The sequence below is a fragment of the Azonexus sp. GW821-FHT04F04 genome (genome assembly GCF_059420025.1).
This window is the reverse complement of record NZ_JBWKSX010000003.1, coordinates 230,257-255,132: the sequence shown is the minus strand read 5'-3', so window position 1 is coordinate 255,132 and position 24,876 is coordinate 230,257. Positions and strand designations below refer to the sequence as shown.

Sequence of the window (24,876 nt, the reverse complement as noted above, 5' to 3'; positions counted from 1 at the left end):
CCGATATTTACAATAATAAATTCCGAAATATGGATATTCTTCTATTTCGCGAACACGAGCAAGATGCGTTTCAGGCACTGCGCAACCAGCACGGTGAATCAAACAGGAAAACTTCCATGTCACGTATCAGCATTCCCTCAGCAGATCAAACCCCGTCCGCCTCTTTGCCGCTGCTCGAGGCCGTCCAGCGCCAACTCGGCGTCGTCCCCAACCTGATGAAAGTCGTCGGCCACAGCCCGGCAGCACTTGAAGGCTACTTGAGCCTGAACGGCGCCCTCGGCAAGGGCAGCATTGGCGCCCAGACCAGCGAGCGGATAGCCCTGGCAGTGGCCGAACTCAACGGCTGCGCTTATTGCCTGTCGGCCCACAGCTATCTCGGCAGCAATCTGGCCAAGCTCGACGCCGCCGAACTCGAAGCCAATCGTCGTGGCAACTCGACCAACCCCAAGGCCGCCGCCGCCCTGCGTTTCGCCACGCGTGTCGTCGATACGCGCGGGCACGTTGCCGACGCCGACCTGGCGGAGATCAAAGCTGCCGGCTTCAATGAAGCCGAGGTCATCGAGATCGTTTTGCTGGTCGCCCTCAACACGCTGACGAACTACGTCAATAACGTCGCCCGGACGGACATCGACTTCCCGGTCGTCCATCCATTCCAATAAACCGGTATACATTTACGGAGCGGATAGCCATGAGCCAGGAACGCAAGATCGCCAGCGATGTCGCCTTCACGCCCGGCGTCAAGGCCATCCAATCCCGCAAAGGTTCGCGCGATGCCTACGCCCGCATGGAAAGCCAGGGCGGCTGGGCAACAACGATCAGCAGCGATCTCGCCGAATTCATCGCGCAGCAAACCAGTGTCTTTCTCGCCACGGCCAACCGCGACGGCCAGCCTTACATCCAGCACCGCGGCGGGCCACCAGGCTTTCTGGTGGTGCTCGATGAACACACCGTCGCCTTTGCCGATTTCAGCGGTAACCGGCAATACATCACGAGCGGCAATCTGGCCGAGAACCCCAGGGCGCATCTCTTCCTGATCGACTACGCAACGCAGCAACGGTTCAAGCTGTGGGGAACTGCCCGCGTCGTCGAGGACGACAGGGCGTTGACCGACCGGCTGATGCCGCAAAACTACAGGGCAAGAAGCGAACAGGCCATAGTGTTCACCGTCGAAGCCTGGGATGCCAATTGCCCACAACATATCCCGCAACGCCTCGAAGCCGGTGATGTGTCCAGGGCACTGCAAAGCCGCGACGCGAAAATTGCCGAACTGGAAGCCGAGATCAAACGACTAAGCAGCAATCGATAAGGAAGCATGATGGAAACCAAACCACCCCTGCCACCATTCACCGCCGACACCGCCGCCCAGAAAGTCCGACTGGCCGAGGACGCCTGGAACAGCCGCGACCCGGACCGCGTCGTGCAGGTCTATACCGACGACACGCGCTGGCGCAATCGGACTGAATTCCCGGTCGGGCGCGAGCAGGTGCATCAATTCCTGACACGCAAATGGCAAAAGGAATTGGACTACCGCCTGATCAAGGAACTCTGGGCCTGCACCGACAACCGCATCGCGGTGCGTTTCGCCTATGAATACCATGACGAGACAGGCCAATGGTTTCGTGCCTATGGCAACGAAAACTGGGAATTCAACGGACACGGCTTCATGGTGCGACGCTTCGCCAGCATCAACGACCTGCCGATCAGCGAAAGCGAACGGAAGTTCTTCTTGCCGCTCGGCCGGCGCCCCGATGACCATCCGTCCCTGAGCGACCTCGGACTATGAATCCAACGCGCGAACTGTATGTCAGCACCGATATCGAGACCAATGGCCCGATCGTCGGCAAAAACGCCATGCTCAGTATCGGCTCGGCCGTCTTCACCGCTGACAAACAGTTGCTGGCGACGTTTTCAGCCAACCTGGAAATACCGCCGGACAGCGAACCGGACCGGCACACCATGGCCTGGTGGGCCACCCAACCCAGAGCCTGGGCCACCTGCCGGGTCAATCCCGAAGCCCCCGAAACGGCGATAACCCGATACGCCGCCTGGCTGAAGGCGCTGCCCGGAAAACCTGTCTTCGTCGCCTACCCCGCCGCCTTCGACTTCCCCTTTGTGCTCTGGTATCTCAACCACTATGCCGGCGAGAATCCATTCGGATATTCGGTTATCGACATCAAAACCTACGCCATGGCCATCCTGCCCAAGCCCTACCACCAATGTGGCAGGGCTTCGATGCCCGCAGACTGGTTGGGTCCATCGCCACATACGCACATCGCCCTGGACGACGCTATAGAACAAGGCCTGCTCTTTTGCAACATGCTGAAATTATGATCCGTCAAACGTGCACTGATTCGCATCACCCATTGCCGACTAACCACCATGCCGCTACGCGTAGAGTTGCATTGTCTCGATGACTTCAGAATGAGGTTGAGCGAGGGATGGGATTATCTCCATGTTGGCACACCGTCCTCGACCTCGTCGCCAAGCGCGCCCCCCGGCCTGCTCATCCGCTTCGGCGGCCACGCCATGGCGGCCGGCGCCACGGTCAACGCCGAAAATTTCGAAAAATTCAAATCCCTGTTCGCCGAAGTCGCCTGCGAACTTCTCGCCCCGGCCGACCTGACCCGCACGCTGGAAACCGACGGCAACCTCGAAGGCAGCTACATTTCCCTGGCCACCGCCCGCCTGCTCGAAAACGAGATCTGGTGCCAGGGCTTCCCGGCACCGCTGTTCATGGACGATTTCGACGTCGAGCAACAACGCGTGCTCAAGGACAAACACCTCAAGCTGCGCCTGCGCAAAGGCGACACCCGCATCGACGCCATCCAGTTCAACTTCAGCACCCAGCCCGGCAACCGCACCCGCCTCGCCTACCGGCTGACCATCAACGAGTACATGGGCGTCGAAAGCCCCTCAGTTGATGGTTGAGCATCTGGAATAGCCTGCGGATTCAACCGGTGGATGCAACACACTATTAACTGCGTGAGCAGAAGGAGTGTTGCAAATGAAGCAGAGACCCCGGATCTATTACACGGATAGCCAGAAGGCGCTGATGAGGGAACGCTGGCGCAAGGGCGACTCACTTCAAAAAATCGCCCAGCTATTTGATCGAAATCACTCATCGGTTCAGGGAGTCCTGGCCGAGACTGGCGGGATAACTCCGGTACCGCGATGTCGCTCTAAACGGGCATTGACGCTTTCTGAACGAGAGGAAATTTCCCGAGGCTTGGTCGCGGGGTGTTCAATCCGTGCCCTCGCTGCGCAATTGGGACGAGCACCTTCCACCGTCAGTCGTGAAGTCAAACGCAATGGTGGCCGTGAATGCTACCGAGCAACTCAGGCCGACCAGGCGACTTGGACTCGGGCGCATCGTCCCAAACCTTGCAAGCTAGCGAAAAACCCAGCGCTGGCGCATATAGTGGCGAATAAGCTGCACTCGCTGTGGTCACCAGAACAGATCGCAGGCTGGCTCAAGCGGACCTATCCAGACAATGCGAGCAATCAGGTGTCACACGAGACGATCTATCGCACACTCTATATTCAAACCCGGGGCGCTCTGAAGAAGGAGTTGCTGGCGTATTTGCGGCGGACGCGAGCCATGCGCCGCTCTCGCCATCACACACAAAAGACCGGCGATCACGGCCGAATCGTCGATGCTGTGTCAATCAGCGAACGGCCAGCCATGGCGGATGATCGGGCGGAGCCGGGGCACTGGGAGGGGGACCTGCTGTGCGGCAGCAAGAACAGCCAGATTGCGACGCTCGTCGAACGTCAGTCGCGCTACCTGATCCTGGTCAAGCTCTCAGGTAAAGATACTGGGACCGTCACCAACGCCCTGATCAAAAACGCTCGCAAGTTACCGCAAGAACTCTACAAGTCTCTGACCTGGGACCGGGGCAAGGAAATGGCCGGCCACAAGCGATTCACGCTGGCGACGGATATCCAAGTCTATTTCTGCGATCCCCATCACCCTTGGCAACGCGGAACGAATGAGAATACAAATGGACTATTGCGCCAGTATTTCCCAAAGGGAATTGACCTGTCCCCTTATTCGCAGGCGAAGCTCAGTGCCATTGCCCGGAAACTGAATGAGCGCCCACGGAAAACACTAAACTACGAAACACCGGCACAACGTTTTTACCAAACCGTTGCATCCACCGGTTGAATCCGCACCGGTTGAATCCGCAGATCTAAGCGGTCGCTCAGATGGCTGCTTCCGAGGAATGGAGACCGTCCACAGTTGGCCGATGGTGTTGAAAACTCATTGGTGAAGCCGGGTAGGCTCGCTAGGTACGCGTTTTTTGCGGTTATTGGCATTTAAATAAGGCCAGCGAGTTGTGCTTTTAGGTCATTTCATCCAATTTCGCATGCTGTGGGCGCAACTATCCCGCCGAAGGATTGCAAAGGACAGGCTAGCTTGGCCAAGCGGCGCAAATTCTGAACTGTTGCAGCCAGGGTAAATTCATCGCTGGCACCGCTGAGTCCGTGCAAACGTAACCTGTCCAACCGGAGAACGCTCTTGAGGTGGGCAAAGAGCATCTCGACCTTCTTGCGCTCACAGCGTGACTGATGATATTGCGGCGTCTTGGCGATGTCCCGTGCCACATTCCGGACATCTTCATGGATGCTTCGGGCAATTTTTCGAATCTCTGTATTTGGGCAGCACCGCGCTTTTTCTGGACAGCCTGCGCAGTCACACTGGCATGCCCGATATACGATCATCTCGGCTATGGTGATGCGGCTGCGCGGAGTATTGAAGGTCCGACGATCACAACGCAGGGCCTTGCCAGTTGGGCTGCGGTATTCATTGGCCTCTCGATCCCACCGGAAATCGCTACGTGAGAAAGTCCCGTCCTTACGCTCGGTCCTGTCCCAGAGCGGGATATGGGGTTCAATGGACTTCTCATTGACCATCCAGGCATGCATTGGTGCCGTTCCGTAAGCCGTATCCCCGATGAGGCGCGGTGGGTTTATATTGAAGTTCGTCTCGACGCGATCGACCATGAGCTTGGTGGACTCTACCTTTGCGGTTCGATGTGCGGAGGTTGCTTCCACATCCATGATTACGCCATGGGCGACATCAATCAGATAGTTCGTCGAATAGGCAGAGAAGGCAGGCACGCCGGGCGCAGCTGTACGACTGGATTGCGGGTCGGCGAGCGAAATGCGCCAGGGGACGGTTGCGCCCCGTACTTCGTCGTCAAGACCCTCCAGATACTCACGCACGGCCCGCTTGCACAATGCCGGGTTCTGGCAGACATGAGGCTCATCGCCTGGAATGGCCAACTTGGAGCCGGCCTCAGCCTCAATGATGATTGCATACACCGCAATACCTTCGCCCTTGACCAGGCCGGCAGCCATGCAGGCACGACCTTGTCGAACACCAACGGAAGGTTCCGCTCTCTCGAAACCGCCCGTAGCGATTCTTTGAAAAGGTCGAATGGTTCGGCACGACATCTTCCAGGCTGAGACGGCAGAACCAACGGTAGGCCAGGTTCAGGTGCACTTCCTCGCATAATCGCCGCTCGGAACGGATGCCGTAGCGGTAGCCGACGCCCCGCATCCGGATCATCAACTCCGGGTAAATCGAGGGGCACCCAGTGTGGCTGTAATACTCAGCGAAGTGCTGGTGCAGATCAGTCAGATCAAGGCAGTTGTCGATGCCACGAAGAAGGTGTTTCCGAGGAACAATGGATTCAAGATTGAATGCATAGAACAGATGGTCTTGACCGCTTGGCTGACGCCCCAACATCTTGATTACTCACCACAAAATGCAATATGCATTTTTTACCACAGCGAGTATTTCAACACCATCGGCCGATTGCCGACGTTCACCTGCAAACAGCCTTGATTAACCCGGCGACAAAAAACAAACTAGACGACTGGTCTATTTGTTGGCAAACTCCCATCCCATGAACACTCGTCACGACAACACGCGCCAGCACATTCTCGACACCGGTCTCGGCATTTTTGCCGGGAAGGGCTTCGCCAGCGTGGGTTTGAACGAATTGCTGAAGGCCGCTGGTGTGCCGAAAGGGTCGTTCTATCACTATTTCGAATCCAAGGAAGACTACGGCAAGGCGCTGCTCGAGGACTATTTCGCGCGCTATCTGGCCGATATCGACAGTCTGTTTGCGCTCGAAGCGGCGTCGGGCCACGAACGTCTGATGCGCTACTGGCAGCGCTGGGTGGACAAGCAGTGCACTGAATGTGCCGAGCAGAAATGCCTGGTGGTCAAGCTTGCCGCCGAGGTCTCTGACCTGTCGGACGCCATGCGCCTGACTTTGCGCGATGGTACCGACCGCATTGTCGACCGCATCGCCGGCGCCATTGAAGGCGGCGTCGCCGATGGCTCGCTACCGGCGCTTGAGGCCCGGCCGACCGCACAATTGCTCTACCAACTCTGGCTGGGCGCCAGCCTGCTCGGCAAGCTGCACCGCAACAGCCAGGCCCTCGAAAATGCCATGCGATTTACCAGACAGTTGCTGACACCTTGAATCATTGAACATCCGACTACAGGCCGCATGCTGTTGCGGCCTATTTTTAACCCGAATTCATAGACGACCGGTCTAATTTTCATCTGTTACCCATCAGGAGATTCAACATGACTTCCCTGTTCGACCCGATCCAAATCGGCGATATCGCCCTCGCCAACCGCATCGTCATGGCGCCGCTGACGCGCAACCGTGCCATCGCCGGCAATGTTGCCGGCCCGCTGACCGTCGAGTATTACCGCCAGCGCGCCACGGCCGGCCTGATCATTGCCGAGGCCAGCCAGATCAGCCCGATGGCCCAGGGCTACCTCGACACCCCGGGCATTTACAGCCCGGAACAGATTGCCGGCTGGCGCCAGGTGACCGCTGCCGTGCATGCCGCCGGCGGCAAGATCGTGCTGCAGTTGTGGCACGTCGGGCGCATTTCGCACACCTCGCTGCTGCCGGATGGCGCGACGCCGGTGTCGTCGACCGACAAGGTCGCGGATGCCTCGACCTTTACCAGCGACGGCTTCGTCCCGGTGTCGAAACCACGCGCCCTGCGCGACGATGAAATCCCCGGCCTGATCGAGGATTACCGCCGCGCCGCGCGCAACGCCATCGAGGCCGGCTTTGATGGCGTCGAACTGCATGCCGCCAACACCTACTTGATCGAACAATTCCTGCGCGACAGCGTCAATGACCGCAGCGGCCCTTACGGTGGCAGCATCGCCAATCGCGCCCGCCTGCTGCTTGAAGTCGTCGAGGCGATTACCAAGGAAATCGGCGCCGGCCGAACCGGTGTCCGCCTGAGCCCGATGACGACCTTCACGGCGCCGCTCGACAGCGATCCGCAGGCGCTCTACAGCTACGTCGTGGAAAAGCTGGCGCCGTTCGGCCTGGCTTATCTGCACGTCATCGAGGGCGAAACTGGCGGCACGCGCACGCCCGAGGCAAAGGCTTTCGACTACGAAGCGCTGCATCGCGCTTTCCCCGGTGCCTGGATGCTCAACAACGGCTACTCGCGGGAACTGGCCATCGACAATGTCGCGGCCGGCAAGGCCGACCTGGTTGCCTTCGGCCGCTCGTTCATCAGCACGCCGGACCTCGTCCGTCGCCTGAAGGACAACCTGCCGCTCAACGAACTGCAGGCCGACAAGCTGTATGGCGGCGGGGCCGAGGGTTACACCGACTACCCGGCGCTGGCTGCCTGATTTCTTTTTAACCATGACCCCGACCGGCCAGGCGCCGGCCGGGGCCGCTTTTCCCGGAAACATCATGTCCGAATACCGCCGCTGGCTGCCCGCACTGGCCCTGATCGTCCTCTCGCTGACCTGGGGTTACACCTGGGTTCTCGCCAAGCAGGGCCTGGCCTACGCGCCGCCCTTCGCCTTTGCCGCCGAACGCTGCGTCGGCGCCGCGCTGGCGTTGATCATTGCGGTCAAGCTGAGCGGGCGTTCGCTCAAGCTGGTCGCCCCGCGCCAGACCATCGCCATCGGCCTGGCGCAAGTCTCTGGCTTCATGATTTTCCAGACCTGGGCGCTGGTCGAAGGCGGCCCCGGCAAGACGGCCGTGTTGATTTTCACCATGCCGATCTGGACGCTGCTACTCGCCTGGCCCATCCTCGGCGAACGCGTGCGCGGCAAGCAGTGGCTGGCGGCGGCGAGCACGCTGGGCGGTCTGCTCCTGATCATCGAACCGTGGGACATGCACGCCAGCCTGTTCAGCAAGTTTCTCGGCCTAATGGCGGCGCTGTGCTGGGCGACCGGCACGATTCTGATCAAGCGCCTGCGCGCCAAAACGCCGGTGGACCTGCTGACCCTGACCACCTGGCAGATGATCGTCGGCGCCGTGCCGCTCATCCTTCTCGCCCTCATCGTGCCCGAGCACCCGACCGAATGGAGCGGCAGTTACATCGGCATCCTCATTTTCATGTCGATCATCAGTACCGCCATGTGCTGGTGGCTGTGGATCTACATCCTCGACCGCGTGCCGGCCTGGGAGGCCAGCCTGTCGGTGCTCGGCACACCGGTGGTGGCCATTCTTTCGTCGCGCCTGATCTTTGGCGAGGCCTTCAAAACCAGTGAAATCGCCGGCATCGTGCTGATCGGCAGCGGCCTGGCCCTGCTTTCGCTGCTCGGCTGGGCAGCGAGCCGGCGCGATCCGGCAAAACAGATTGAGGAGGCAGCATGAATACCCTGCATGACACCAAACTTTCGATGCTCGACCTCGTTGCCATCCGCGAGGGCGGCACGACGGCCGAGGCGCTGGCCATCGCGCGCGATACGGCGCGCCATGTCGAAAAGCTCGGCTTCACCCGCTACTGGCTGGCCGAACACCACAACATGCCGGGCATCGCCAGCTCGGCGACGGCCGTGCTGGTCGGCTACATTGCCGGAGCGACCAGCCGTATCCGCGTCGGTTCGGGCGGCATCATGCTGCCCAACCATGCGCCGCTGGTCGTTGCCGAAGCCTTTGGCACGCTTGCCGAGCTCTATCCCGGCCGGATCGATCTCGGCCTCGGCCGTGCCCCGGGCACCGACCAGATGACGATGCGCGCACTGCGCCGCGACCGCATCGAAACGGAAGCCGATTTCCCGCGGACGGTCAGCGAACTGCAGCAATTGCTCGGCCCTCGTTTGCCGGACCAGAAGGTGCTCGCCGTCCCCGGCAATGGCACCGAAGTGCCGATCTGGCTGCTCGGTTCTAGCCTGTTCTCGGCCCGCCTGGCGGCGGAGCGCGGTCTGCCCTACTCCTTCGCCTCGCATTTCGCGCCGGCCATGCTGTTGCCGGCCATCGACATCTACCGGCGCAATTTCCGCCCCTCGGCCAAGCTCGACAAGCCCTATGTGATGATCGGCGTGCCGGTGATTGCCGCGCCAACCGACGACGAAGCCGAGTTCCTGGCGAGCAGCACTTACCAACGCGTTCTCGGCATCCTGCGCGGCGACCGGCGCTGCCTGCCACCACCGATCGCCGACTACCTGAGCAGCCTGCATCCGCAGGAACGTTCCGGCATCGCCGATTTTCTCGGTGCCGCCGTCGTCGGCGGACCGGACACGGTGCGCGCTGGCCTGCTGGCGCTGAAAGAAGCGACCAGGGCCGATGAAATGATCCTGGTCAGCGACATCTTCGATCCGGCCCTGCGCCTGCGCTCGCTCGAAATTACGGCCGCTGTCTTCGCAAAGGAATAAACGTCCGGGCCATGCGCCCGGATGTTTATTTGGTCAGCACAAGCTATTTCAATTTTGGCCGTTTTTTCCGGTTGACCGTAGCAATCCTGCCCTTGAACAAGAATGCCACCGTGCTATTCTGGATCGCATTCCAAGCGCAAGGAGCTCCCCATGCTGACCCCGACCCAGAAGCAGACGGCCCAATCGATCGTCAACCTGTTTGAAACCGGCGTCGTGCTCGGCGATTACGGCAGCGTCACCGTCATTCCCGGCGATACCGGCCACCTCACTTTCGGGCGCTCGCAAACGACGCTGGCCTCGGGCAACCTGCTCGACCTGCTGCAGCGCTACTGCAGCAACGACGGCGCCCGTTTCGGGCCACGGCTGTCGCCCTGGCTGCCGCGTTTCGAAGCCATCGACCTCGGCCTCGACGACGAGCTGCGTCTGCACAACCTGCTCCGCGCCACGGCCGACGATCCGATCATGCGCGAAACCCAGGATCAGTTTTTCGACGAGGTTTACTGGCAGACGGCCGCCCGCATCGCCGCCAACCTCGGCATCACCTCGGCCCTCGGCGCGGCGGTGGTTTACGACAGCACCGTCCACGGCTCGTGGAAAGCCATGCGCGACCGCACCATGGCGCAATCCGGCAGCCTCGCGGCGCTTGGTGAAAAGAAGTGGATCGCGGCCTACGTCGCGACACGGCGCGCCTGGCTAACCAACCATCCGCGCAGCGACTTGCGCAAGACGGCTTACCGGATGGAGGCTTTCCAGCGTCTGATCGAGCAAGGCTATTGGGGTCTCGAACTGCCGCTCGTCATCCGCGGCGCCGAGATTTCGCTGAGCACCCTGCGCGCCACGCCACCCGGTTGCTACGACGGCCCGCAGCCCGGCACGCGGGCTATCGCGTTGCAAAGTCCGCTGGCCCGCGGCCTCGATGTCCGTCTCGTGCAACTAGGGCTTTCCGAGCAAGGCGTCCCGATCAAGGCCGACGGCATTTTCGGCCAGACCAGCGCCAATCTGCTCAAGCAGTATCAGACAAAGACAGGCTTACCGGCCACCGGCGTCGCCGACAGCACTTTGATTGCCCGCCTGATTGCCTGAAAAGACCGACCCCCCGATTCAGCCTTCGGCTTGGGCATCCTCGGCCGGCAGCGGCGGTTGCGGCCGGCTGGTAACGTAGAGTACGACGGCACAGGCGCCGAGAAAGGCGACCGTAGCCAGCGCACTTGGCACCCAGCTATCGGCCAGTCCACGCTCCATCCACAGCCAGATGAACAGGCCAAAGGCCGGCAAGGCCAGCAGGGCACAAAAAATCGAGGTCGCCAGCGCCACCTTTTGCCCGATATGTCGTTTCAGTTCGCTCACTCGACTTCCTCTACCATCAGCCATATTGAGCGATTGTCACGCGCGTCGCTGGTTGAAAGACCGAGCGCGCCGCCCTGATTACCACTGGCCTGACGACCGCTGCCGCCGAGCTCAATCCATTCGCCCAGACGCCCGGAAACCGTCGTCGACAGGCGCTGGTTGTTGATGCTGCCATAGCCGCCCTGACTGGCCGCCTGCTGGCTGATGTCGAGTGTGACCCGGTTGCCGTTCACGCGTGGCACGGCATAGAAGCCGCGGCCGACATCCTGATAGACGACATTTTCGTTGATCACTGCACCGCCGGGGCCAATGACGACCTGACGCATCGGGATGGGCAGCGAACGACCGACCTGGATGAAGGCCTGGCCACCTTCGACGGTCTGCACCATCTGCGCCGCACTTTCGCCACGCACGCTCTTGGTGTCCCAGACACTGGCTTCGACATGGCTGCGCCGGGTGCTGCCGAGGACAACCTGGCCGCTTGCCTCGGCGCCACGCGCGCTGTCTTCGGCCTGGCGGTTTTGCGAAACGCGAATGATCAGGCGCCGGGTTGGCTTGTCGATGGCCGCCAGTGCCCGCTTGATATCAGCCCGGTTGCGCGGCGATGCCTTGAGGAAAAGCTGGTTGTTCATGCCGGTCAGCGTGCCGCCCGGCTCGACCAGCGGCAACAGCGCCGGCAGCACATCCTCGACGTTCTTGCTCCTGAGCTCGATGACTTCCATCTGCTGGGCCCACAGCGAAGTGCTGACCAGGCAGGCCAGCAGGCAAAGAATGCGCAGCATCATGGACGTTCTCCCGTTGGCTTCAAAGGTCATTCGAGACAGACGGCAACCCGGTAGCATTCAGGCAGATCGTCGGCAACCAGGCCGACCACACCCGGATCGGCGCGTCCCGTATCGGCACGTTCCTGAAGGATCGCCAATATCTGGGCCGGTGTCATTGATTTGCGATAAGGACGGTCCTGCGCCAGCGCCTGAAAGATATCGGCGACATTGATGATGCGTGCCTCAATGGGCAGCGCGGCGCCACCGATGTGGAACGGATAGCCGTGGCCATCCGGCGTTTCGTGGTGCAGCGAGGCCCAGCGGGCGATTTCGGCAATGGCATGGAGCCGCTTGAGGACTTGCAGCGTCCCATAGCTGTGGCTCTTCATGATGTCGAACTCATGCGCCGTCAGGGCGCTTTCACCCTCGATGATCTCGTCGGGAATCTGCAGCTTGCCGATGTCGTGCAGCAAACCTGCTACTTCAATTTTTTCGCAGGTGATGGCATCGAGCCCGAGTCGTTCGGCGAGGCGGCGCGACAGCCGTGCAACCCCTTGTGAATGCTGCTCGGTGTAGGGCGATTTGGCATCGATGATGCGCGAAAAAATGGTCGCGCATTGCTTGAACTCGATCCAGCCGATCATTTTCAGGTCGCCATGGGATTCCATCTCGACCTGATACTGCTGCACCCATTCCGGCTGCATTGCCAGCCAGAAAGCCTCTTCCTGAGAGATCAGTTCAAAAGCATCGACCAACTCGGGCGAAAACAGGCGCCCGCGCGCCGAGGTCAGGCGAGCGCGAATTTCGTCAGCATGCGACAGCACGCTCTGATCGGCATGGTAGGGCGCAGCCAGGACATCGATGCGGTCGGCCAGATAGACCAGATTGGCAAAACGCGCCGTATTACCTGGCAGGCTCTGCGTAACCAGCCATTCCCAGGCGCTGTGGTGATAACGGATGATCGGGGCGAGATGCGCCAGCGGCGGGAAGTCAGCCAGTAACTCGTCGCCGCGAATGCAATGCTCTTCGGCTCCAGTCCATTCAAGATCGACGACCAGACGGTGGTGCACCCGCGTCGACGACACGCCGCAATCGTGCAGCAGGCCGGCATCGTAAAGGATCAGCTGATCGGCCTCGCTCCACCCCATGCGGATTGCCATCTCGCGGGCCAGCATGCCAACCCGGCGACCATGCATGACATCGTCAACACCAACCAGATCAACCGTGTTGGCGATGGTCATGACCAGTTGCCGAAGATCGATGGCCAGATCGGCGGGGAGCAAGGTTTCGGTCATCTGATCAGGTCACTGCGTGGGGCAAGGCCAGGTACTCCCTGGAATTCATTTCGGTCAGCCGGCTCACCGTGCGGGCAAACTCGCTGGCCTGCGTACCCTCAGTGTAGAGCCCGTCAGCCGCACAGTCGGCGGTGATGATGAGCTTGACCTTGTGATCGTAGAAGACGTCGACCAGCCAGGTGAAGCGACGCGCCTCCGAGGCTTGGTGCACAGTCATTTTCGGCACATGCGAGAGAAGCACGGTGTGGTAGCCGCGGGCGATTTCGAGATAGTCGTTCTGCGATCGCGGACCACCACACAGGGTGCGGAAATCGAACCAGATCACGCCATGGCCACGTCGCACGGTATCGATGTCGCGGCCCAACACCTCGATATGGCCGCCCTTCTTGCCATCCTCACCGGCGACCATCTTGAAATAGTCGAGCATCTTTTTTTCCGCCGTGGCGTCGGCCGGGTGGTGGTAGATCTCGACCTGCTCCAGCGCGCGCAAACGGTAGTCGGTTCCGGCATCGACCTCGAAGACATCGAGATGCTTGTTGAGCAGCGCGATGGTCGGCAGAAAGCTCTCGCGGTGCAGGCCGTTCGGATACAGCATGTCCGGAGGATAGTTGGACGTCATCACGATGATGACGCCTTGAGCGAACAGGCCATCCATCAAACGACCAAGAATCATCGCGTCGGCGATGTCAGAGACGTGGAACTCGTCAAAACACAGCAGACGCACTTCCTTGGCGATCTGCTCGGCCAACCTCAACATCGGGTCCGGTTCGCCCTTGTATTTTTCGAGGTCATGATGAATCTGCTGCATGAAGGCATGAAAGTGAATGCGACGCTTGCGCCGATAGGGCACCGAGTCGTAAAAGCAATCCATCAGGAAGCTCTTGCCACGCCCTACCCCGCCCCAGAAATAGACGCCCTTTGGCGGCTTGGGCGGTGACAACAGACGCTTGAAGGTACTGCCACGGTCAACCTTGAAAAACAGCAAATTTGTGTAAAGGCTTTGCAAGGCCGTTGCCGCCGTCATCTGTGCGGCATCGGCAATGTAGCCACGGGCATCAAGCAGGTTCTTGTAGGCGTCGAGCATGCCCTGCGCGGCGACATTCAGTTTTTTATGGGGCATTGGGGTGAATCTGGTTTGGGGTAAAAACGTATTCTGCCAAAGAAAAAGGCGGGTGCGTTGCCGCAACCCGCCTTTCCCGCAAAGAAGAGTCAGCTTAGAAGTGCAGCGGACGCTTGTCGCAAGCCAGAGCTGCTTCGTGCACCGCTTCCGACAAGGTCGGGTGAGCGTGGCAGATGCGAGCCAGATCTTCGGAAGCGCCACCGAACTCCATCGCCACAACGGCTTCGGAAATCAGTTCGGAAGCATTGGCGCCAATGATATGGACGCCGAGGATGCGGTCGGTCTGCGCGCAGGCCAGCATCTTGACGAAGCCGGACGGCTCGCCCATGCCCAGCGCACGGCCATTGGCCATGAACGGGATTTTGCCAACCTTGTAGGCAACGCCATCCGCCTTGAGCTGCTGTTCGCTCTTGCCAACCCAGGCAATTTCCGGCGCGGTGTAGATGACGCCCGGAATGGTGTCGAAGTTGCAGTGGCCAGCTTGACCGGCCATCAACTCGGCAACCATGACGCCCTCTTCCATGGCCTTGTGCGCCAGCATCGGGCCGCGCACGACGTCGCCAACGGCCCAGACACCCGGCAGGTTGGTCTTGCAATGGCCATCGACTTCAACCATGCCGCGATCAGTCAGCTTGAGGCCAACCGCTTCGCCATTCAGGCCGTCAGTGTTCGGGATGCGACCGATGGAAACGATCAGGCGGTCGGCATCGAGCTTCTCAGCCTTGCCGTCCTTCGTTTCATAGGCAATCGAGACGCCCTTCTTGGTCGTCTTGATATCGCCAATCTTGACGCCTGTCTGGATGTTCAGACCCTGCTTGGTGAACAGCTTGAGCGCTTCCTTGGCGATATCCTGATCGGCAAAAGCCAGAAAATCAGGCATTGCTTCAAGGATGGTGACTTCGGAACCGACGCGACGCCAGACCGAACCCATTTCCAGACCGATGACGCCGGCACCGATGATGGCCAGCTTCTTGGGCACGGATTCCTGATTCAGGGCGCCTTCGTTGTCCATGACGATCTTGTTGTCCACCGGCACGTTCGGCAGGTGACGCGGCTTGGAGCCGGTAGCGATGATGACCTGCTTGGCCAGTACCTCGTCGGCACCAACCTTGACCTTGTACAGATCGCCTTCCTTGCCGACAAAGGAACCATGACCGTTGAGCAGGGTAACCTTGTTCTTCTTGAACAGGCCCTTGATGCCGGACGTCAGTTGGGTAACGATGGTGTCCTTGCGGCCCTTCATGACCGGCACGTCAATTGTCGCCTTGCCAACCTTGATGCCCTGGCCTTCAAAGCTGTGACCGGCTTCCTCGAACAGGTGCGAGGTGTGCAGCAGTGCCTTGGAGGGAATGCAGCCAACGTTCAGGCAGGTGCCGCCGAGGCGTGGCTCGCCCTTGGGGTCGGCATAAGGATTGGATTCGCAGCAGGCAGCGGAAAAACCGAGCTGGGCGGCGCGGATGGCTGCGACATAACCGCCGGGGCCACCACCGATAACGAGCACGTCAAATTGCTTGGACATGTGTAAACCTTTCAGATTTCAGATGTGCAAAAGCGCCAGCGCCCTTTGCGGGACACTGGCGCCGGCCAACGTCGATTAGACGCCGAGCAGCAGGCGGGACGGATCTTCCAGCGCTTCCTTCATGGTCACCAGACCGAGGACGGCTTCGCGGCCGTCGATGATGCGGTGATCGTAGGACATGGCAAGATAGTTCATCGGACGCACAACGACTTGACCGTTCTCAACCATGGCGCGGTCCTTGGTGGCATGAATGCCGAGGATCGCGGATTGCGGCGGGTTGATGATCGGGGTGGACATCATCGAACCAAAGATGCCGCCGTTGGAAATCGAGAAGGTACCGCCGGTCAGGTCTTCGATGGACAGCTTGCCATCCTTGGCCTTGGCACCGAATTCGGCAATCTTCTTTTCGATTTCGGCGATGCTCATTTGATCCGCATTGCGGATGATCGGCACGACCAGGCCACGCGGCGAACCGACAGCAATACCGATGTCGATAAAGCCGTGATAGACAATGTCATTGCCATCAACCGATGCGTTGAGGATCGGGAATTTCTGCAGGGCGGCACAGGCGGCCTTGACGAAAAAGCCCATGAAGCCGAGGCGGACGCCGTGGGCCTTTTCGAACTTTTCGCCGTACTGCTTGCGCAGTGCCATCATCGGGCCCATGTTCACTTCGTTGAACGTGGTCAGAATGGCGTTGGTTGCTTGCGACTGCAGCAGACGCTCGGCAATGCGGGCACGCAGACGGGACATCGGCACGCGTTGCTCGGTGCGATCGCCCAGAGCAACGGCAACCGGCGGCGTCGGCATGGCAGCCTTGGCAGCGGCAGGAGCAGCGACAGGGCCAGACTTCGGCGCAGCAGCAACAGCATCTTCCTTGGTGACACGACCACCGCGACCGGAACCGGCGACGTCAGAGGCAGCAATGCCCTTTTCGTCGAGGATCTTGCGGGCCGACGGGCTGGCCGTACCAGCCGGTGCGGCGGCAGCGGCAACCGGCGCAGCGGCGGCGGCAGCCTTCGGTGCTTCAGCGGCCGGAGCGGCAGCGCCCGCCTTGGCTTCGGTATCGATGCGGGCGATCAACTCACCGGAGACAACGGTTTCGCCGTCAGCCTTGATGATTTCGACCAGAACGCCGGCAGCCGGCGACGGCACTTCGAGAACGACCTTGTCGGTTTCGATATCGATCAGGATTTCATCGCGAGCAACGGCCTCGCCGATTTTCTTTTTCCAGGAAGCGAGCGTGCCTTCGGCGACGGACTCGGAAAGCTGGGGAACTTGAACTTCGATAATGCTCATAGTGACTCCACTCTGCTGTAGTTATCAGTACTCGATCTTGCCCAGTGCGGACTCGATCAGTGCCTTTTGTTGCTCGTTGTGCTTGGCCAGATAGCCAACCGCCGGAGACGACGAAGCCGGACGAGAGACCAGCAACATCTTCTGTTTTACGCCCAACTGGGTATCCAGATGGTGACGGGATGCAATCCAGTACCAGGCGCCCTGATTGCGCGGCTCTTCCTGGGTCCAGACGATTTCGGTCGCCTTCGGATACTTGGCCAGTTCCTTCTCGAGCGAATCCTTCGGGAAAGGATAGAGCTGCTCGACGCGGACGATGGCGATGTCGGCGATCTTCTTCTCGCGACGCGCTGCCACCAAGTCATAGTAGACCTTGCCGCAACACAGGATCACGCGCTTGACCTTCTTGGCATCAATCTCATCAACTTCGCCGATAACGCGCTTGAACTCGCCAGTTGCCAGCTCTTCCATGCTGGAAGCGGCATCCTTGTGACGAAGCAGCGACTTCGGTGTCATGACAATCAGCGGCTTACGCTGCATGCGAACACCCTGACGGCGCAGCATATGGAATACTTGGGCTGCCGTGGTCGGCACACAGACTTCCATGTTCATTTCGGCACACGCCTGCATGTAACGTTCAAGACGAGCCGAAGAGTGCTCCGGGCCCTGACCTTCGTAACCGTGCGGCAGCAACATCACCAAACCGCAGGCGCGCCCCCACTTGGCTTCGCCGGAAGCGATGAACTGGTCGATGACGACTTGGGCACCATTGGCGAAGTCGCCAAACTGGCCTTCCCAGATAACCAGCTCATAAGGATTGGCCGACGCATAACCGTAATCGAAGGCCAGAACTGCCTCTTCTGACAGCACGGAATCAAAGCACTGGAAGGTGGCCTGCTTTTCCTGAAGGTGACGCAACGGGTAATAGGTACCCTCGTCCCAGCTCGCCCGATTCTGGTCATGGAAAGCTGCATGGCGGTGGAAGAAGGTTCCGCGACCGACGTCTTCACCGGAAATGCGGACACCGTAGCCTGAGACCAACAGGGAAGCATAGGCCAGATTCTCTGCCATACCCCAGTCAACCGGCAATTTGCCTTCGCCCATTGCTGCCCGGTCCTCAACAATCTTCTTGACCCGGGAGTGCAGAGCGTAGTCTTCAGGGAAGGTGGTGAGCCCCTTGGCAAGACGCTTCAGTTCCTTCATCGGTACCGTCGTATCGCAGGTTTCGATGTAGTTTTTGGTCAGGAACGGTGTCCAGTCGATGGTCATCGGGTGCTTGTAACCTGCCAGCACCGGGTTGTACAGCAACTCACCCTTGTCGAGATGTTCGCGATATTCCTTGATCATCTGATCCGGCCCGTCTTCAGCCAGCACACCTTCAGCGATCAAACGGTCTCCGTAAAGCTTCCGGGTACCCGGATGCTTGCTGATGATTTTGTACATCAGCGGCTGGGTGACCATCGGCTCGTCCTGCTCGTTGTGACCAAGCTTGCGGAAACAGATGATGTCGACGACGACGTCTTTTTTGAATTCCTGGCGGAACTCCATGGCCAACTGTGTAACCAGCGCGACCGCTTCCGGATCGTCACCATTGACGTGGAAGATCGGCATATCAGCCATCTTGAAGATGTCTGTACAGTAATGGCCGGAGCGATAGTCACGCGGATCGCTGGTGGTGAAGCCGATCTGGTTGTTGACAACAATATGAAGCGTGCCGCCCGTACCATAGCCACGGGTCTGCGCAAAGTTGAGCATTTCCTGGTTGACGCCTTGGCCGGCCAGGGCAGAGTCGCCATGCACCACTACCGGCAATACCTTGGACTTGCCCTCTTCGCCACGACGAACCTGGCGTGCATACACGGAACCTTCGACCACTGGATTGACGATTTCCAGGTGTGAGGGATTGAACGCCAGTGTCAGGTGGCAGGGACCTCCCGGCGTCGAAACGTCGGACGAGAAACCCATGTGATATTTGACGTCACCAGCGGAAAGGTCACTCTTTTTCTTGCCTTCGAATTCGGCAAACAGCATCGACGGCGCCTTGCCCAGCGTATTGACCAGCACGTTCAGGCGGCCACGGTGGGCCATGCCAATAACGACCTCGTCAATGCCCAGCTTGCCACCAGTACGGATGGCCTCATCCATGGAGACGATCAACGATTCGCCACCTTCCAGCGAGAATCGCTTCTGACCAACATACTTGGTATGCAGGTAACGCTCCAGCGTCTCAGCTGCGGTCAACCGTTCCATGAGGCGTTTTTTCTGCTCGGCAGAGTAGGTCGGGCGTGAACGGATACCCTCCAGACGCTCCTGCAACCAGCGCTTCTCGGTGTAGTCCGACATGTACATGTACTCGACACCGACTGTGCCGCAGTAAGTCTGCTTCAAGGTTTCAAGGATGTCACCAAGCCTGGCGGTTTCCGGAAGCCCTTTCAGCGAACCAACGCTGAACGACTGATTCAGGTCTGCATCGGTGAAACCATAAAACGACGGCTCAAGCTCATCAATTTTCGGACGCGGCAAGCGCTTGAGCGGATCAAGATCGGCCCAGCGCGTACCGATCGAACGATACGCGGTAACCAGTTGCCCCACTGCGGATTGCTTCTTGTTGTCGGCACCGGTAGCTGGAGCCGGGCGGAAGCCACCGTCTTTGGCCAGTTCGGCAAAAGCGGAAATCACAGGAGCATGTGCAACGTCACGCGCAACGAAGCCTGGCATCTGAGCCAGGCGGTCAAAATACTCGCGCCATTCTTCAGGCACGGCGGTCGGGTTGTTCAGATAGTTTTCGTACAGCTCTTCGACAAACGGCGCATTCCCGCCGAAGTACATTGTGCTGTCAAATAAATTGTTCATCGTAGTCATAGGCGTCCCCTCAAGGGTATTTTTTTCCACTGTAGCCGCAGATAGCTTGATCACAAGTTTCCGCAGGTAAAAAAAGGGCGGCCACACGGCCGCCCAATTTCTTTCTTAGCCGCGTTGGGCGAGCGGCACTACATCGCGCTTGGCTGCACCCATGTACAGTTGACGCGGACGACCAATCTTGTATTCCGGATCGGTAATCATTTCTTCCCACTGCGTCATCCAGCCAACCGTGCGGGCCAGCGCGAAAATGCAGGTGAACATTTCGGTCGGGATGCCGATCGCCTTCTGGACGATGCCAGAGTAGAAGTCGACGTTCGGGTAGAGCTTCTTTTCCACGAAGTACGGATCTTCCAGAGCAATCTTTTCCAGCTCCATGGCCAGCTTGAAGAGGCGGTCGTTCTGCAGGCCGAGTTCGGAAAGAACATCGAAACAGACTTTGCGCATCAGCTTGGCGCGCGGATCGAAGTTCTTGTAAACACGGTGACCGAAGCCCATCAGCTTGAACGAATCGTTCTTGTCCTTGGCGCGATTGATGTACTCACCCACCTTCGAGACGTCGCCAATCTGCTCGAGCATCTGCAGACATGCTTCGTTGGCACCACCGTGTGCCGGCCCCCACAGACAGGCGATGCCGGCAGCGATACAGGCAAACGGATTGGCACCAGACGAACCAGCCAGACGAACCGTCGAGGTCGAGGCATTCTGCTCGTGATCAGCATGCAACGTGAAGATCGTGTCGAGCGCATTGACCAGGACCGGATTCGGCTTGTATTTTTCGCAAGGATTGCCAAACATCATGCGCATGAAGTTGGCGGTGTAGTCCAGATCGTTATCCGGGTACATGAATGGAGCGCCGGTATTGTACTTGTACGCCATGGCGACAATAGTCGGCATCTTGGCGACGAGGCGATTAAAGCTGACATTCCGATGCTCCACATCAGAAAAGTCCATCGCATCGTGGTAGAAAGCAGAAAGGGCACCGACAACACCGGTCATCACGGCCATCGGGTGAGCATCACGACGGAAACCGGAATAGAACTTGGTCAGTTGCTCATGCACCATCGTGTGATTCTTGATGGTGCTTTCAAAAGCAGATTTCTGACTCGCGTTCGGCAACTCGCCATTCTTCAGCAGATAGGTAACCTCGAGAAAGTTGCAGTTCTCTGCAAGCTGCTCAATCGGATAACCGCGATACAGCAACTCGCCTTTGTCACCGTCGATGAAGGTAACAGTGGACTTGCAACTAGCAGTGGAAAGGAAGCCGGAGTCATAAGTAAACAAGCCGGTCTTGGCACCCAAGGTGCGAATATCGACACAATCGTTGCCGTGCGTCGGGGTCATAATCTGGAACTCGACGGGAGCCTGTCCATCGATTGTCAAAATTGCCTTGCGTTCAGTCGTCATGGAGTCATCCCTTTACAGGTGTTGGTTGTAACTGCAATGCCAAAAAAGCGGTCAACATTCTAAAGATAGGATGTAAACCTTACTCAACTCTTACGAATTAGCGCCACCATCTGCGCCAAGCGAGGATCATCGATCTCGGCCTTGCCTGTCAGCAAGTCCCAGAGATCGTAATCCTCCATGTCAGCAAGCTCCACGAACGCCTGCTGCTGGTCGCCATTCAGCTTCTCAAATTCGCCACCATCAAGAAAACGTGTGAGGGTGATATCAAGCTCGAGAAGCGCACGACGAATACAACGCCAGCGCAAGCGCTCGTAGTCCGCTCTTTCCATCAGACTGCGCGACGAACCATCATGTCCTTGATCTTGCCAATGGCCTTGGTCGGGTTCAAACCCTTAGGACACACGTCAACACAGTTCATGATGGAATGGCAACGGAACAGTCGATACGGGTCCTCGAGGTTGTCGAGGCGCTCGTTGGTCGCCTGATCGCGCGTATCGGCGATGAAACGGTAAGCCGCCAGCAGTCCGGCCGGGCCGACAAACTTGTCGGGATTCCACCAGAACGACGGACAGGCGGTCGAACAGCAGGCGCACAGAATGCACTCGTACAGGCCGTTCAACTCTTCCCGATCCTCTGGCGACTGCAGACGCTCGCGCTCTGGCGGAGGATCGTTATTGACCAGGTAAGGCTTGATCGAGTGGTACTGCTTGAAGAACTGGGTCATATCGACGATCAGATCGCGAATGACCGGCAGACCCGGCAGCGGACGCAGCACGATTGGCTGCTTCAAGCTGTCAATATCGGTCAGACAAGCCAAGCCGTTCTTGCCGTTGATGTTCATGGCATCGGAACCACACACACCCTCACGACAAGAGCGACGATAGGAGATTGCGTCATCCTTGGCCTTCAGTTTGGTCAACGCGTCCAAGAGCTTGCGGTCAGTCGGTTCGAGTTCAACCGAGATGTCCTGCATGTAAGGCGCGTCATCCTTGTCCGGATCGTAGCGATAGATACTGAATTGAACCATGCGTTTGCTCATTCTCGACTCCAATTAGTACGAGCGCGTCTTGAGCTCAACCGGCTCGACGGACAGGGGTTGCATGTTGACTGGCTTGTAGCAGATCGAGTTATCCACCGGCGAAAACAGCGTGTGCTTGAGCCACACGGCGTCGTTACGGCCATTCGGGAACTCAGGACTGTCCGGGGCATCGTCACGCACATGTGCACCACGGGACTCCTTGCGAGCCTCGGCGGAAATCATCGTGGCCTTGGCGACTTCGATGAGGTTTTCCATTTCCAGCGCTTCGGTACGGGCCGTATTCCAGGCCATCGACTTGTCCTTGATTTCCAGATTGCGAGCGGCCTTTTCGACTTCGAGAATCTTGCTGACACCCTGCTTCAACATATCACTGAAGCGGAACACACCAGCATGGTCCTGCATGGTGCGCTGCATGGCCAGACGAGTTTCGTGCACGTTGGCACCACCCTTGCGATTGTCGAGTGCGCTGATACGAGCCAAGGTCTTGTCTGCAACATCCTTCGGAAGATCGCGGTGAGCGCGACCAGCCTTGAGGTCTTCAACAGCGGAGTCACCAGCCGACTTGCCAAAGACCAGCAGATCGAGCAGCGAGTTTGTACCGAGACGGTTCGCACCATGCACCGAGGCACAGGCACACTCACCGCCGGCATAGAAGCCCGGAACAACGGCATTCATGTCGCCACCTTGAGGCATCACGACACGGCCGGAGTAATGGGTCGGAATACCACCCATCTGATAGTGACAGGTCGGAACAACCGGCAACGGCTCCTTCAGACAGTCGACGCCAGCAAACTGCAAACCAATTTCATGGATACCCGGCAGGCGCTTCATGATGGTGGCCGGGTCGAGGTGAGTAATGTCGAGCAGGACGTAGTCCTTGTTCGCGCCACAGCCACGACCTTCCTTGATTTCGGTAGTCATGGCGCGGGAAACTACGTCACGCGACGCCAAGTCCTTGGCATTCGGCGCGTAGCGCTCCATGAAGCGCTCCTTGCTGCTGTTACGCAGGATGCCGCCTTCGCCGCGCACGCCTTCGGTAATCAGCACACCGGCACCCGCTACGCCGGTCGGGTGGAACTGCCAGAATTCCATGTCTTCGAGCGGAATGCCAGCGCGGGCCGCCATACCGAGGCCGTCACCGGTATTGATGAAGGCATTGGTCGAGGAATAATAAATACGGCCGGCACCGCCGGTCGCGAAAATGGTTGCGCGGGCGTGGAAAATCACGACCTGGCCGGTTTCCATTTCCATGGCGGTAACGCCAAGGACATGACCCTCTTCGTCGCGGATCAGGTCCAGCGCCATCCATTCAACGAAGAACTGTGTATTGGCCTTGACGTTGCGCTGATACATCGCGTGCAGCATCGCATGGCCGGTACGGTCAGCGGCAGCGCATGAGCGACGAACCGGCTTCTCGCCAAAATTCGACATGTGACCGCCGAATGGACGCTGATAGATCTTGCCATCATCGGTGCGATCAAACGGCATACCGTAATGCTCGAGCTCAACAACGACTTCATTGGCCTTCTTGCACATGAACTCGATCGCATCCTGGTCGCCGAGCCAGTCGGAACCCTTGACGGTATCGTACATATGCCACGTCCAGTGATCCTCCTCGGAATTACCGAGCGAAGCGGCAACACCCCCCTGCGCCGCAACAGTGTGCGAACGAGTCGGAAAAACCTTGGAAAGCACGGCAGTCTTCAGACCGGCTTCAGACAATTGGATCGCAGAACGCAGACCAGCACCACCAGCGCCAACAATCACTGCATCAAACTTGAGAACAGGAATACTCACGCTTACAGCCTCCAGAGAATCGCAGCAGCCCACGCGGTGTAGCCCACCAGCGCAGCAGCGGTCAGAACGTGCAGGGACAGGCGCAGGCCGGTCGGCTTCACGTAGTCCATCCAGATGTCACGCACGCCGATCCAGGCGTGGTAGAACAGACTGACAAAGAAAAGGAAGGTCAGGAACTTGATGACGCCATTGGCAAACACACCCTGCCAGGCTTCAAAGGTCGAGGGGCGCACAACCAAGAGAACCGCGGCAATCAATACCGAATAGACCGCCATGATGACAGCCGTAGCACGCTGGATGATCCAGTCCTTCAGGCCGTAGTGGGCACCGACAACGATACGGTTGATCACAGCAACACCCCCCAGAGAATCAGGGTCAGCGGAATGCTGACAGCGAGTACAACACCGGCAGATTTTCGGGCAGCTTCTTTTTCGATACCGACATGCAGATCGAGCAGAAGAAAGCGGATACCAGCACAGAAGTGGTGAACAAACGCCCAAAGGAGGCCAGCCAGAATCACCTTGACCGGCAACATCCCGGCAACCGATTGGAAAGCAGCAAAGCTTTCAGGAGAGCCCACACTAGCCCCGAAGAGCCAGAGCACAACCGGGATACAAAGAAACAATCCCGCACCGCTTACACGATGAAGAATTGAAACCTTGCCCGGCAGCGGCAACTTTATTGTAGTCAAGTCCAAGTTTTTTGGACGTTTCTTGATGGTCATTTCTGCCATGAACGTCATCCCTCGCGTGAAGATGCGGTTAAC

At 58.9% G+C, this 24,876-nt stretch carries 25 protein-coding genes and 1 pseudogene; 12 read left to right on the top strand and 14 right to left on the bottom strand.

Annotated features, from left to right (window positions below):
* Positions 1-116 precede the first annotated feature (116 nt).
* From AC07TV_RS08585 to AC07TV_RS08560, 6 genes are all read left to right on the top strand, one after another.
* A complete protein-coding gene (locus AC07TV_RS08585) occupies positions 117-659 on the top strand; it encodes a carboxymuconolactone decarboxylase family protein (protein ID WP_494647976.1) in 543 nt (180 codons plus the stop codon).
* A 29-nt stretch (positions 660-688) separates the two neighbouring features.
* Positions 689-1,306: a pyridoxamine 5'-phosphate oxidase family protein gene (locus AC07TV_RS08580; RefSeq protein WP_494647975.1), complete on the top strand. Its 618-nt coding sequence runs from the start codon at positions 689-691 to the stop codon at positions 1,304-1,306.
* A 6-nt stretch (positions 1,307-1,312) separates the two neighbouring features.
* Positions 1,313-1,783, top strand: coding sequence for a nuclear transport factor 2 family protein (locus tag AC07TV_RS08575; protein ID WP_494647974.1), 471 nt, complete (start codon positions 1,313-1,315; stop codon positions 1,781-1,783).
* On the top strand, positions 1,780-2,331 hold the full coding sequence (locus tag AC07TV_RS08570) for a 3'-5' exoribonuclease domain-containing protein (protein WP_494647973.1): 552 nt from the start codon (positions 1,780-1,782) through the stop codon (positions 2,329-2,331). Before AC07TV_RS08575 ends, AC07TV_RS08570 begins: the two co-directional genes overlap by 4 nt.
* A 96-nt stretch (positions 2,332-2,427) precedes the next feature.
* Positions 2,428-2,928 (top strand): hypothetical protein, encoded by a 501-nt coding sequence (locus AC07TV_RS08565; RefSeq protein WP_494647972.1) that lies wholly within the window; start codon positions 2,428-2,430, stop codon positions 2,926-2,928.
* 76 nt (positions 2,929-3,004) lie between these two features.
* A complete protein-coding gene (locus AC07TV_RS08560; RefSeq protein ID WP_494647971.1) occupies positions 3,005-4,165 on the top strand; it encodes an IS30 family transposase in 1,161 nt (386 codons plus the stop codon).
* Between the two features lie 188 nt (positions 4,166-4,353).
* On the opposite strand, the pseudogene AC07TV_RS08555 reads toward AC07TV_RS08560, so the two are convergent.
* Positions 4,354-5,692 (bottom strand): annotated as a pseudogene (locus tag AC07TV_RS08555) (transposase).
* On the opposite strand from AC07TV_RS08555, the gene AC07TV_RS08550 reads away from it, so the two are divergent.
* From AC07TV_RS08550 to AC07TV_RS08525, 6 genes are all read left to right on the top strand, one after another.
* On the top strand, positions 5,603-5,851 hold the full coding sequence (locus AC07TV_RS08550) for a hypothetical protein (RefSeq protein WP_494648127.1): 249 nt from the start codon (positions 5,603-5,605) through the stop codon (positions 5,849-5,851). The pseudogene AC07TV_RS08555 and the gene AC07TV_RS08550 overlap by 90 nt on opposite strands.
* A 61-nt stretch (positions 5,852-5,912) precedes the next feature.
* Positions 5,913-6,497, top strand: a complete 585-nt coding sequence (gene curR, locus AC07TV_RS08545; protein ID WP_494647970.1) for a TetR family transcriptional repressor CurR — start codon at positions 5,913-5,915, stop codon at positions 6,495-6,497.
* Positions 6,498-6,604: 107 nt separating this feature from the next.
* On the top strand, positions 6,605-7,687 hold the full coding sequence (locus AC07TV_RS08540; protein WP_494647969.1) for an alkene reductase: 1,083 nt from the start codon (positions 6,605-6,607) through the stop codon (positions 7,685-7,687).
* A gap of 64 nt (positions 7,688-7,751) precedes the next feature.
* Complete coding sequence (locus tag AC07TV_RS08535) at positions 7,752-8,666, top strand: DMT family transporter (protein ID WP_494647968.1); 915 nt, start codon at positions 7,752-7,754, stop codon at positions 8,664-8,666.
* Entirely contained in the window at positions 8,663-9,667 is a 1,005-nt protein-coding gene (locus AC07TV_RS08530) for an LLM class flavin-dependent oxidoreductase (RefSeq protein ID WP_494647967.1), read from the top strand. The genes AC07TV_RS08535 and AC07TV_RS08530 overlap by 4 nt, the downstream gene beginning before the upstream one ends.
* A 150-nt stretch (positions 9,668-9,817) precedes the next feature.
* Positions 9,818-10,750 (top strand): peptidoglycan-binding protein, encoded by a 933-nt coding sequence (locus AC07TV_RS08525; RefSeq protein WP_494647966.1) that lies wholly within the window; start codon positions 9,818-9,820, stop codon positions 10,748-10,750.
* A gap of 18 nt (positions 10,751-10,768) precedes the next feature.
* Here the strand turns inward: AC07TV_RS08525 and AC07TV_RS08520 are convergent, their stop codons facing one another.
* The 13 genes from AC07TV_RS08520 to sdhC form a co-directional block, all read right to left on the bottom strand.
* The gene (locus AC07TV_RS08520) at positions 10,769-11,014 is read right to left on the bottom strand and encodes a hypothetical protein (protein WP_494647965.1); all 246 of its coding nucleotides are present in this window, start codon (positions 11,012-11,014) and stop codon (positions 10,769-10,771) included.
* Positions 11,011-11,799: a secretin GspD/PilQ domain-containing protein gene (locus AC07TV_RS08515; protein WP_494647964.1), complete on the bottom strand. Its 789-nt coding sequence runs from the start codon at positions 11,797-11,799 to the stop codon at positions 11,011-11,013. The genes AC07TV_RS08520 and AC07TV_RS08515 overlap by 4 nt, the downstream gene beginning before the upstream one ends.
* 26 nt (positions 11,800-11,825) lie before the next feature.
* Positions 11,826-13,073, bottom strand: a complete 1,248-nt coding sequence (locus AC07TV_RS08510; RefSeq protein ID WP_494647963.1) for an HD domain-containing phosphohydrolase — start codon at positions 13,071-13,073, stop codon at positions 11,826-11,828.
* 4 nt (positions 13,074-13,077) lie between these two features.
* Positions 13,078-14,193 carry a cell division protein ZapE gene (gene zapE / locus AC07TV_RS08505; RefSeq protein ID WP_494647962.1) on the bottom strand — a complete coding sequence of 372 codons (1,116 nt, stop codon included), beginning with the start codon at positions 14,191-14,193 and terminating at the stop codon, positions 13,078-13,080.
* Between the two features lie 94 nt (positions 14,194-14,287).
* Positions 14,288-15,712 (bottom strand): dihydrolipoyl dehydrogenase, encoded by a 1,425-nt coding sequence (gene lpdA, locus AC07TV_RS08500; RefSeq protein WP_494647961.1) that lies wholly within the window; start codon positions 15,710-15,712, stop codon positions 14,288-14,290.
* Positions 15,713-15,787: 75 nt separating this feature from the next.
* Positions 15,788-17,011 carry a 2-oxoglutarate dehydrogenase complex dihydrolipoyllysine-residue succinyltransferase gene (gene odhB / locus AC07TV_RS08495; protein ID WP_494647960.1) on the bottom strand — a complete coding sequence of 408 codons (1,224 nt, stop codon included), beginning with the start codon at positions 17,009-17,011 and terminating at the stop codon, positions 15,788-15,790.
* 24 nt (positions 17,012-17,035) lie between these two features.
* Positions 17,036-19,870, bottom strand: coding sequence for a 2-oxoglutarate dehydrogenase E1 component (locus AC07TV_RS08490; protein WP_494647959.1), 2,835 nt, complete (start codon positions 19,868-19,870; stop codon positions 17,036-17,038).
* A gap of 105 nt (positions 19,871-19,975) precedes the next feature.
* Positions 19,976-21,274: a citrate synthase gene (gene gltA / locus AC07TV_RS08485; RefSeq protein ID WP_494647958.1), complete on the bottom strand. Its 1,299-nt coding sequence runs from the start codon at positions 21,272-21,274 to the stop codon at positions 19,976-19,978.
* Positions 21,275-21,357: 83 nt separating this feature from the next.
* The gene (locus AC07TV_RS08480) at positions 21,358-21,603 is read right to left on the bottom strand and encodes an FAD assembly factor SdhE (protein WP_494647957.1); all 246 of its coding nucleotides are present in this window, start codon (positions 21,601-21,603) and stop codon (positions 21,358-21,360) included.
* Positions 21,603-22,313: a succinate dehydrogenase iron-sulfur subunit gene (locus tag AC07TV_RS08475; protein ID WP_226400362.1), complete on the bottom strand. Its 711-nt coding sequence runs from the start codon at positions 22,311-22,313 to the stop codon at positions 21,603-21,605. The genes AC07TV_RS08480 and AC07TV_RS08475 overlap by 1 nt, the downstream gene beginning before the upstream one ends.
* Positions 22,314-22,325: 12 nt before the next feature.
* Positions 22,326-24,110, bottom strand: a complete 1,785-nt coding sequence (sdhA, locus tag AC07TV_RS08470) for a succinate dehydrogenase flavoprotein subunit (RefSeq protein ID WP_494647956.1) — start codon at positions 24,108-24,110, stop codon at positions 22,326-22,328.
* A gap of 2 nt (positions 24,111-24,112) precedes the next feature.
* Positions 24,113-24,460, bottom strand: a complete 348-nt coding sequence (sdhD, locus tag AC07TV_RS08465; protein ID WP_494647955.1) for a succinate dehydrogenase, hydrophobic membrane anchor protein — start codon at positions 24,458-24,460, stop codon at positions 24,113-24,115.
* Positions 24,457-24,843 (bottom strand): succinate dehydrogenase, cytochrome b556 subunit, encoded by a 387-nt coding sequence (gene sdhC, locus AC07TV_RS08460; RefSeq protein ID WP_494647954.1) that lies wholly within the window; start codon positions 24,841-24,843, stop codon positions 24,457-24,459. Before sdhC ends, sdhD begins: the two co-directional genes overlap by 4 nt.
* Positions 24,844-24,876 lie beyond the last annotated feature (33 nt).